Genomic DNA, 10,004 nt, shown 5'->3' on the forward strand with positions numbered 1-10,004 from the left:
AGCGGATCACGGCCGCTCACCGTCAGCCGTCGACAAGGGGCGAGCGGGGGCTTGGTGGGCTCCCGACAAAGCACCGGCCCCTCACCACGTCGGGCGTGATACCAGTCACTGAGGTCGGGAGGTGGCCGTCACGGCGACCGAGACCGGCGGACACCGCGGAGGCCTGTAGGGATCCACCAAACCGGTCCAGGTGGCCGAGACCCGCCGAGCACTTGCAGCACTTGCAACCATCCATTCACCCTCCGTATCACAGATGTCCACATCGTGGGCAACCGCTGCCGCAGCACCTGTCGAGCACGGAGACTGTGGGCACTTTTGCCCTTCGTGCGCCCGTCGCACGCATCGCACACATTGGACGAGCCGCCTGATGTCCAGCACCACCACCGAGACGCCGCCGAAGTCGGACGACGCCTCCCTGTCCCACGGCCTCAAGCAGCGCCACCTCTCCATGATCGCCCTCGGCGGCGTGATCGGCGCCGGGCTGTTCGTCGGTTCCGGCGCGGGCATCGCCGCCGCCGGACCCTCGATCGTCCTGGCCTACACGCTCTCCGGTCTCCTGGTGATGCTGGTGATGCGGATGCTCGGCGAGATGTCCGCCGCGTATCCGTCGTCGGGCTCCTTCTCCGCGCACGCCGAGCGCGCGCTCGGCCCCTGGGCGGGTTTCACCGCGGGCTGGTCGTTCTGGGTACTGCTGTGCACCGCCGTCGGCCTTGAGGGCATCGGCGCGGCGAAGATCGTCAGCGGCTGGCTGCCGGGTACGCCCGAGTGGGCCTGGGTGGCGCTGTTCATGGTGGTGTTCTGCGCCACCAACCTGGCCGCGGTGAAGAACTTCGGCGAGTTCGAGTTCTGGTTCGCCGCGCTGAAGGTCTTCGCCATCAGCCTGTTCCTGGTGCTGGGCGCACTGGCGATCACCGGAGTGCTGCCCGGCACGGACTCGCCGGGGACCGGCAACCTCACCGACTTCATGCCCCACGGCGGCGAAGGGCTGGTGATCGGCCTGCTCGCATCCGTTTTCGCCTACGGCGGCCTGGAGACGGTCACCATCGCGGCGGCCGAGTCGGAGAACCCGGTCAGGGGCGTGGCCGTCGCCGTCCGCACGGCGATGTGGCGCATCGCGCTGTTCTACATCGGTTCCATGGCGGTCATCGTCACCCTCGTTCCGTGGGACTCGCCCGCGGTAGTCGAGAACGGCCCGTACGTCGCCGCCCTGGACCAGCTCGGCATCCCGGGCGCCGGTCAGCTGATGAACGTCGTGGTGCTGGTCGCGCTGCTGAGCGCGATGAACGCCAACATCTACGGTGCCTCCCGCATCGCCTACTCGCTGGTGGAGCGCGGTCAGGGCCCGAAGGCGCTGGGCCGGGTCACGGGCCGGGTGCCGCGCATCGCGGTGCTCGCCTCCTCCGTGTTCGGCTTCGGCTGCGTGCTGCTCAGCTACTGGCGGCCCGACGACGTCTTCTCCTGGCTGCTGAACATGATCGGCGCCGTGATCCTGGTCGTCTGGATCTTCATCGCCGTCTCGCAGCTCAGGCTGCGCCGCCGGATCGAACGGGAGGCGCCCGAGAGGCTGGTCGTGCGGATGTGGGCGTTCCCGGTGCTGACCTGGGTCGCGCTGGCCGGTATGGCGACCGTGTTCGTACTGATGGCCCGCGAGCCCGACACCCGGGTGCAGCTGTACTCGACCGGCGGCATGACCCTGGTCCTGGCGGCCATCGGCTACGCCTGGCAGCGCAGCCGTAGCGACAGCGACAGCGACAGCGACAGCGACAGCGACAGCGACAGCCGGAGCGTCAGCCACAACATCGGCTGACGCCGCTCAGCCCCGAGGGCCCTCGTACGGAGACGAACCGTGCGGGGGCCCTTTTGGCGTGCCCCCGCACGGGTGTGCACCCTCTTGCTGCTAGCGTGCACTTGCAAGCCTTTTGCAATAGAGAGCTCGGAGGGGATACCGCCATGCCCGTCTACACGCTTCCTGAACTGCCGTACGACTACTCCGCGCTGGCGCCCGTGATCAGCCCCGAGATCATCGAGCTGCACCACGACAAGCACCACGCGGCCTACGTGAAAGGCGCCAACGACACGCTGGAGCAACTCGCCGAGGCTCGGGACAAGGAGACCTGGGGCTCGATCAACGGCCTGGAGAAGAACCTGGCCTTCCACCTCTCCGGCCACATCCTGCACTCCATCTACTGGCACAACATGACCGGTGACGGCGGCGGCGAGCCGCTGGACAAGGACGGCGTGGGCGAGCTCGCGGGCGCGATCGCCGAGTCGTTCGGCTCCTTCGCCAACTTCAAGGCTCAGCTGTCCAAGGCCGCGGCCACCACGCAGGGCTCCGGCTGGGGTGTGCTGGCCTACGAGCCGCTGAGCGAGCGGCTGATCGTCGAGCAGGTCTACGACCACCAGGGCAACGTCGGCCAGGGCTCCACCCCGATCCTGGTCTTCGACGCCTGGGAGCACGCCTTCTACCTGCAGTACAAGAACCAGAAGGTGGACTTCATCGAGGCGATGTGGCAGGTCGTCAACTGGCAGGACGTGGCGAAGCGTTACGAGGCCGCCAAGTCCCGTGCGAACACGCTGCTGCTGGCGCCCTGACCCGCCGGTGAGACGCCCTGCCTCGTGATCGTCTTCTCACCCTTCACGGCGGCAGGCGGAAGAAGGGAAGCCCCCGTGAGGACGTGACTCACGGGGGCTTCCTGTGTGCCGGGGCCAGGTCAGGGCTTGCGGGCGAGCCCGCCGTGCTGCCCGATCGGCTGCGGCTGCGCGCCGTCGGCGGTGGTGTCCGGGCGCCACAGCGGGACCGACACCACGCCCGGTTCGACCGGCTCCAGGCCCTCGAAGTAGGCCTCGATCTGCTCCACGGGCCGCAGGAAGTAGGGGACGGCGCCGGTCTCGTTGTAGCCGTCCTGGGCCGCCTCGTAGGCCGGATCGGTGCCGCGGGAACCGTCGTTGAGGCACAGATGGCTGCCGGAGGGCAGGCCCGCCATGAGCCGGCGGACCAGGTCGCGGGCGACACCGTGGTCGGCGACGTGGCCCAGGATGCCGCTGAGGATCAGGGCGGTGGGACGGGCCAGGTCGAGAGTGCCGCCGGCCGCCTCGAGGATCTGCTCCGGCTCGTACAGGCTCATGTCCTCGTACGCGGTCGCCCCCTCGGCGCTGGAGGTGAGCAGCGCGCGGGCGTGGGCGAGGACCAGGGGGTCGTTGTCCACGTAGACGATGCGCGCCTCGGGTGCGTACCGCTGGGCGACCTCGTGGGTGTTGTCGACGGTCGGCAGCCCGGTGCCGACGTCCAGGAACTGCCGTACCCCCGCCTCCTGCACCAGGTACCGGATGCTGCGGCCGAGGAAGGCGCGGCTGCTGCGGGCGATGGTGACGATGCCGGGGAACACGGCGGTGTATGCGTCCCCGGCCGTCTCGTCCACCGGGTAGTTGTCCTTGCCGCCCAGCCAGTAGTTCCAGATCCGGGCCGAGTGCGGCACAGAGGTGTCGATCTCCGTCATGGGGTGGGGCTCGCCTCCGGTTTCGGGTCGTGCCGTGGGCGACGCCCCGGACCTGTCCGCCGCGTCCGCCTGCCGACGAGGCGAGCGTACGACCCGGTGCGGCGGTCCGCACGGCCGGGGCGCGATCCGCCGTCCCGCCCGTGCGGGGCTCTCCCCCGGCCGGACGGGAACTTCGCCCTCCGCGGGGGATTGACGCACCGGTTCCGGCGCGCTCAAGTGCCCTCAGGTCCCCTGATCCCCAGGGACAGTACGACCGAGGAACAGCCGAACGAAGGAACAGCACCAGCGAAGACGGCACGCCCGAGGAGCAAGGCCGGTGAAGACGGCACGACCGAGGAACAGGGCCGGCGAGGAGCAGTACCAGCGGGAAGCAGCCGAGAGACGGGAGTACCCCTGCAATGACCGAACCGGTGAGTGTCCTGGCCGCCGGCGATGCCTTCGCCCCACCGTCGCTGATCGCGCGAGCGGTCGGCGACGAGCTGCGCGACCGCCCCGTGGACGTACGGGAGTTGGTGCTCGAGGCGGAGGCGGACGGCGCCGAGGACGCGCTGATCGCGGCGCTGGAGGGGGTCGAGGTGCTGGTGACCCGGGCGGCCCCGGTGACCGGGCGCGTTCTGGACGCCCGGCCCGGGCTGCGGCTGGTGGTGGTGTGCGGCAGCGGCCCGGCCGGCGTCGATGCGGACGCGGCCAAGATCCGGGACGTCCAGGTGTGCCACGCGCCCGGCTGCGACGCGGCGGCGGTCGCCGAGCACACGCTCGGCCTGATGCTGGCAGCGCTGCGCCGCGTCCCGTGGCCGGACGGCGCCGCGCGCCCCGCCTACGAGGACGCCGGGCTGGAGCTGGAGGACCTGCCGGTCGGGCTGATCGGCCACGGGGCCGTCGGTGCGCGGGTGGCGCGGCTGCTGTGTGCGTTCGGCGCGCAGGTGATGGTGTACGACCCGTATGTGCGCGGTGAGATCCACGGGCTGCGGGTGTCCTCGCTGGACGATCTGCTGACCCGCTCCCGGGTGATCACGCTGCACGCCGGGGACTCCCCCGGCACCCGGGGCCTGATAGGCGCCCGCGAGCTGGCGCTGCTGCCGCACGGGGCGGTGGTGGTGCACACCGCGCGGGGGCAGCAGCTGGACGAGGACGCACTCTGCGAGGCGCTGGAGGGCGGCCGGGTGTCGGCGGCGGCGCTCGACACCGCCCCCGTTCCCGCACGGCTGCGCACCTTCGGCGACCGGGTGCTGCTCACCCCGCGCCTGGGCGGGGCGACCCGCGCCGCTGCCGGAAAGGCGGCCCGCGCGGCCGCGGAGGAGGTCGCCCGCTGGGCCCGCGGAGAACCCCCGGCACACACCCTGAACTGAAACGGCGGTCGGGGCGGATGCCCCGGGGGCACGGCGGCGGCCCCGGCGCCGACGTCGTCACCGCCCGCCTGTGGTCGGGGCGGGTACCCCGGGGCACGGCAGCCGTGCCACCGCGGGCACGGCTGCCGTCGGCGCCCGGGCACCGGGCCGTCGAGATGCACCGGGCTGCCCCGGTGCGCCCCGGCCGCCCAGGACTGCCAGGACTGCCAGGACCACCCCAGACCACCCGGACCGCCCCGGACCACCCGGACCGCCCCGGACCACCCGGACCACCCGGACCACCCGGACCGCCCGAGGCTGCCGGGGTGGGGCGGCTACAGGTTGCTGAAGTCGGGCCCCTTCGTGCGGGTGCGCTTGATCTCGTAGAAGCCCGGGACCGAGGCGACCGCGACGGTGCCGTCCCACAGCTGGGCAGCCGTCTCGCCCTTCGGGGCCGGGGTGACGACCGGGCCGAAGAAGGCGATCTGCTCGCCGTCGGCGCCGGGGAGGGCGATCACCGGGGTGCCGACCTCCTGCCCCACCTTGTCGATGCCCTCCTTGTGGGAGGCGCGCAGCTGCGCCTCGTACGGGGTGTCGTCCCAGTGGTCCATGAGGGACCCGGGCAGGCCCACATCCTTCAGCGCCGCCGCGACGGTCTCCCTGCCGCTGCCCTCGTCGCGGTTGTGGATCCGGGTGCCGAGCGCGGTGTAGAGGTCGCCGAGCACCTCGGCGCCGTGTTCCTCCTGCGCCGCGATGACCACCCGGACCGGGCCCCAGGCCTTGGTCTCGAGCAGTTCACGGTACTCCGCGGGAAGCTCGTCGAGCTTGTCCTCGTTGAGGACGGCGAGGCTCATCAGATGCCAGCGGACCTCGATGTCCCGCAGCTTCTCCACCTCCAGCACCCAGCGGGAGGTCATCCAGGCCCAGGGGCACAGCGGGTCGAACCAGAAGTCGACGGGCGTCTTGTCGGACATGTCTCTCCTCGTAGGGCAGGCGTTCCCAAGGACAATCACTGAGCGATCACCGGGATCACTGGGGATGACGGGTGAGATCACTGGGGATCACAGGGGGAACGCCACGGCGCGCCCCGGCCATTCCCGGGCAGCCGCCGATTCCCGAGTGCCCGCCGTCAGGGGCGCATGGCAGGATCGGTGCTGTCCGCATGCTGAACGCGAGCCGAGGGAGTGCCGTCCGTGCCCGGTGAGAATCTGTCCCGCGACGAGGCCCGGGAGCGGGCCGCCCTGCTGTCCGTCGACGGGTACGAGGTGTTCCTCGACGTGCGCTCCGCGGTGGGCGAGGGCGCCGGGGAGAGCGGTGGCCCGGGCGCCGACGCCCGGCCGCGCACCTTCCGCTCGGTCACCACGATCCGCTTCCGCTGCAGCGAGCCCGGCGCGACCAGCTTCGCGGACCTGGTCGCGCCGAGCGTCACCGCCGTCTCCCTCAACGGCCGCGACCTCGACCCGAGCGAGGTCTTCGACGGCACCCGCATCGTGCTGGAGGACCTGGCCGCCGACAACGAGCTGGTCGTCGACGCCCGGTGCGCCTACTCCCGCACCGGCGAGGGCCTGCACCGCTTCGTCGACCCCGAGGACGGCGAGGTGTACCTGTACACCCAGTACGAGCCGGCCGACTCCCGCCGGGTGTTCGCCAACTTCGAGCAGCCGGACCTCAAGGCACCCTTCCGCTTCGAGGTGCGGGCGCCCGAGGGGTGGACGGTGTGGAGCAACGGCGCGGGCGAGCGGGCCGGCGACGGGGTGTGGCGGTTCGCCGAGACCAGGCCCGTCTCCACCTACATCACCTGTGTCGTCGCGGGCCCGTACCACTACGTGACCGACACCTACGAGCGGGAGCTCGCGGACGGCACCCGGTTGCGGATCCCGCTGGGCGCGCTGTGCCGCAAGGGGCTCGCGCCCTACTTCGACGCCGACGACGTCTTCCTGGTCACCAGGCAGGGGCTGGACTTCTTCCACGACCACTTCGACTACCCGTACCCGTTCGGCAAGTACGACCAGGCGTTCGTGCCCGAGTACAACCTGGGCGCCATGGAGAACCCGGGCCTGGTGACGTTCCGGGAGGAGTTCATCTTCCGCGGGAAGGTGACGCGGGCGTCGTACGAGAGCCGCGCCAATGTGATCCTGCACGAGATGGCGCACATGTGGTTCGGTGACCTGGTCACCATGGAGTGGTGGGACGACCTCTGGCTGAAGGAGTCCTTCGCCGACTTCATGGGCTCCTTCTCACTGGTCGGCGCGACCCGCTTCACCGACGGCTGGATCACCTTCGCCAACCGCCGCAAGGCGTGGGCGTACCGCGCCGACCAGCTGCCGTCCACCCACCCGATCACGGCCGACATCCGTGATCTGCAGGACGCCAAGCTCAACTTCGACGGCATCACCTACGCCAAGGGTGCCTCGGTGCTGAAGCAACTGGTTGCGTACGTCGGCCAGGACGCGTTCCTGGAGGGCGCGCGACGCTACTTCAAGCGGCACGCGTACGGCAACACCCGCCTCGGCGACCTGCTGTCGGTACTCGAGGAGACCAGCGGCCGGGACCTGGCGGCGTGGTCGCGGTCCTGGCTGCAGACGGCGGGCGTCAACTCGCTGACCCCGCAGGTGCTGCTGACCGCCGAGGGCCGGGTCGGCGAGCTGGCAGTGGTGCAGGAGGCCGCCGAGGCGTATCCGGAGCTGCGCCCGCACCGGGTCGCGGTGGGCCTGTACCGGCGCACGGCCGAGGGCGCGCTGGAGCGGTACGCGCGCGCCGAGGTGGACGTCCACGGGCCGCGGACGGTCGTCGCGGAGCTGGCCGGGCAGGACGCGCCGGACCTGGTCCTGGTCAACGACGACGACCTGACGTACTGCAAGATCCGTCTCGACGCGACCTCGCTGGCCACCCTGCGGTCCGGCCTCGGCGACGTCACCGACCCGCTGGCCCGCGCCCTGTGCTGGTCGGCTCTGTGGAACATGACGCGGGACGCGCTGCTGCCGGCCCGGGACTTCGTGGACCTGGTGCTGCGGTTCGCCGGCCGCGAGTCCGACATCGGCGTGCTGCAGATGCTGCACGCCTGGGCGGACTCGGCGCTGGTGCACTACGCCGCACCCGGCCGGCGGAAGACCGGCGGCCTGCTGCTGGCGGAGGGCGCGCTGCGCGAGCTGCGGGACGCGGCCGCGGGCAGCGAGCACCAGCTGGCGTGGGCCCGGTTCTTCGCGGCGATGGCCTCCGATGAGGCGGACCTGGCGCTGCTGCGGGGGCTGCTGGAGGGCAGCGAGAAGATCGACGGCTTGGAGGTGGACCAGGAGCTGCGCTGGGCGTTCCTGCAGCCGCTGGCCGCGCACGGGGTCGCCGACGAGGCCGTGCTCGCCGCCGAGCTGGCCCGCGACGACACCGCCTCCGGCAAGCGCCACCAGGTCCGCTGTCTGGCCGCCCGCCCGTCGGCGGCGGTGAAGGCGCAGGCGTGGGCGCAGGTCGTCGAGTCCGACGCACTGTCGAACGCCCTGGTGGAGGCGACCATCGCGGGTTTCGCCCAGCCCTCTCAGCGCGAGCTGCTCGCCCCGTACGCGGAGAAGTACTTCGCGGCGATCGAACGGGTGTGGAGCGAGCGGTCGATCCAGATCGGCATGGACGTGGTGAGCGGCCTGTTCCCGGAGCTCCAGGACTCGCCGGCCACGCTCGAGGCGACGGACGCGTGGCTGTCGGCGCACGAGGACGCCGCTCCGGCGCTGCGCCGGCTGGTGCTGGAGGCGCGGGACGACCTGGCGCGGGCGCTGCGCGGGCAGGCGTGCGACGCGGCGGCGGACGACCGCTAGGCCGTCGACCGGACCGATCATTGGCCAATGCTTCGGCGTTCCGTCATCGTTACAAGATGACCCGTAACCCCTGGTCCACCCCCGAACGGACCAGGGGTTTTCGGCATCCGAACACCCGTCCTTTAGGGCAGGATTGTCCGCATTGGTCGACGGCCGTGTAACAGCGGTTAAGGGACGGATCGGACACGGGAAGTCCCGGGTCATGACCCACAACACCCCGCTCTCCCCCCGCCCCCTGCACCACCTCGCCGCGGGCCCTCGCGGCGTACTGACCACCGCGCAGCTCCGCTCCCACGGCGTGACCGCCGCCGAGACCACCGAGCAGTGCCGCCCGGGCGGACCCTGGCGGCAACTGCTCCCCGGCGTCGTCCTGCTGCACCCGGGCCCGCCCACCAGCGAGGAGCGGCTGCACGCGGTCCTGCTGTACGCGGCGCGCGACCGCGGCGGCGCCGGCGTACCGGCCCAGCCGGGCACTGAGGCACCGGCCCGCCCGGCGTACCCGGAGGTGGTGATCACGGGCCTGGCCGCGCTGACCCTGCACGGCTTCGCCTCCGCTCCCCCGCTGCCGTCCCTGGACACCCTGGACGTCCTGGTCCCCCGCCTGCGCCGGCTCCGCTCGACCGGCTGCGCCCGGATCGTCCGTACCGCCGCGCTGCCCACGCCGGAGGAGATCACGGGGGTGCCGGTGGCGCCGGTCGCGCGGGCGCTGGCCGACGCGGTGGCGGACCTGACGGACGCGGGCGCGGTGCGCCGGCTGCTGACGGAGGCGGTGCGCGGCGGCCACTGCGAACCGGCGGCGGTGGTACGGGAACTGAACCGGGCCCGGCTGCTGGGCCGACCGCACGTCGTGGACGCGGTGGACTCGCTCCTGGCCGAGGGACGGGCGATCGCCGAGCACCGGCTGTACCGCATGGTCCGCGAACACGGTCTGCCGGACCCGGTGTGGAACATCGACCTGCGCCTCCCCGGCGGCCCCCACCTCGGCGGCCTGGACGCCTACTGGCCCGATCAGGCCGTGGCGGTCGAACTGGACACCCGCGCCCACCGGCAGGCGGAGCCGCAGGAAGAGGACGCGCTGTGGTCGGAATACACCCGCAAGCGCGAGCACTTGGAACGACTGGGCATCACGGTGGTGTACGTGACGCCGAAGAAGCTGCGGGAGTCCCTGGAGCAGCAGGCTGCGGTGGTGCGTACGGCACTGATGGCGGCGGCGGACCGGGAGCCCGCCGCGTATGTCGTGGTGCTGCCCCGGTAGTGACGGACCGGGCAGGACCAGGAGGGGAGAGGAGGGGCCGCCGGTGACCCGCGGGCCCACCACCAGTGCCGCGGGTGTCTCGGACTGCTAATTCCGGCACAACACCGCCACCACCACCCCC

General features: G+C 71.9%; 7 protein-coding genes. 5 read left to right on the forward strand and 2 right to left on the reverse strand.

The window, feature by feature from the left end:
- Positions 1 to 367: 367 nt before the first annotated feature.
- The gene (locus V5O46_RS28880; RefSeq protein ID WP_332887665.1) at positions 368 to 1,807 is read left to right on the forward strand and encodes an amino acid permease; all 1,440 of its coding nucleotides are present in this window, start codon (positions 368 to 370) and stop codon (positions 1,805 to 1,807) included.
- Positions 1,808 to 1,950: 143 nt separating this feature from the next.
- On the forward strand, positions 1,951 to 2,592 hold the full coding sequence (locus tag V5O46_RS28885; protein WP_332887666.1) for a superoxide dismutase: 642 nt from the start codon (positions 1,951 to 1,953) through the stop codon (positions 2,590 to 2,592).
- A gap of 119 nt (positions 2,593 to 2,711) precedes the next feature.
- Here V5O46_RS28885 and V5O46_RS28890 read toward each other — a convergent pair whose 3' ends face one another.
- Positions 2,712 to 3,497, reverse strand: a complete 786-nt coding sequence (locus V5O46_RS28890; protein ID WP_332887667.1) for an SAM-dependent methyltransferase — start codon at positions 3,495 to 3,497, stop codon at positions 2,712 to 2,714.
- Between the two features lie 398 nt (positions 3,498 to 3,895).
- Between V5O46_RS28890 and V5O46_RS28895 the strand changes: the two genes are divergently transcribed.
- Positions 3,896 to 4,846 carry an NAD(P)-dependent oxidoreductase gene (locus V5O46_RS28895; protein WP_332887668.1) on the forward strand — a complete coding sequence of 317 codons (951 nt, stop codon included), beginning with the start codon at positions 3,896 to 3,898 and terminating at the stop codon, positions 4,844 to 4,846.
- A gap of 314 nt (positions 4,847 to 5,160) precedes the next feature.
- Here V5O46_RS28895 and V5O46_RS28900 read toward each other — a convergent pair whose 3' ends face one another.
- Complete coding sequence (locus V5O46_RS28900) at positions 5,161 to 5,799, reverse strand: mycothiol-dependent nitroreductase Rv2466c family protein (RefSeq protein ID WP_332887669.1); 639 nt, start codon at positions 5,797 to 5,799, stop codon at positions 5,161 to 5,163.
- A 219-nt stretch (positions 5,800 to 6,018) separates the two neighbouring features.
- Between V5O46_RS28900 and pepN the strand changes: the two genes are divergently transcribed.
- Both pepN and V5O46_RS28910 read left to right on the forward strand, forming a co-directional pair.
- A complete protein-coding gene (pepN, locus tag V5O46_RS28905; protein ID WP_332887670.1) occupies positions 6,019 to 8,628 on the forward strand; it encodes an aminopeptidase N in 2,610 nt (869 codons plus the stop codon).
- Between the two features lie 202 nt (positions 8,629 to 8,830).
- Positions 8,831 to 9,883, forward strand: coding sequence for a hypothetical protein (locus V5O46_RS28910; RefSeq protein WP_332887671.1), 1,053 nt, complete (start codon positions 8,831 to 8,833; stop codon positions 9,881 to 9,883).
- The last annotated feature ends 121 nt before the right edge of the window (positions 9,884 to 10,004 follow it).

Source organism: Streptomyces poriticola (assembly GCF_036689765.1).
Lineage (GTDB): Bacteria > Actinomycetota > Actinomycetes > Streptomycetales > Streptomycetaceae > Streptomyces > Streptomyces poriticola.

Coding starts and splice junctions, on each gene's coding strand:
- V5O46_RS28880 (WP_332887665.1), top strand. CDS start 368: ATGTCCAGCACCACCACCGAGACGCCGCCGAAGTCGGACGACGCCTCC.
- V5O46_RS28885 (WP_332887666.1), top strand. CDS start 1,951: ATGCCCGTCTACACGCTTCCTGAACTGCCGTACGACTACTCCGCGCTG.
- V5O46_RS28890 (WP_332887667.1), bottom strand. CDS start 3,497: ATGACGGAGATCGACACCTCTGTGCCGCACTCGGCCCGGATCTGGAAC.
- V5O46_RS28895 (WP_332887668.1), top strand. CDS start 3,896: ATGACCGAACCGGTGAGTGTCCTGGCCGCCGGCGATGCCTTCGCCCCA.
- V5O46_RS28900 (WP_332887669.1), bottom strand. CDS start 5,799: ATGTCCGACAAGACGCCCGTCGACTTCTGGTTCGACCCGCTGTGCCCC.
- V5O46_RS28910 (WP_332887671.1), top strand. CDS start 8,831: ATGACCCACAACACCCCGCTCTCCCCCCGCCCCCTGCACCACCTCGCC.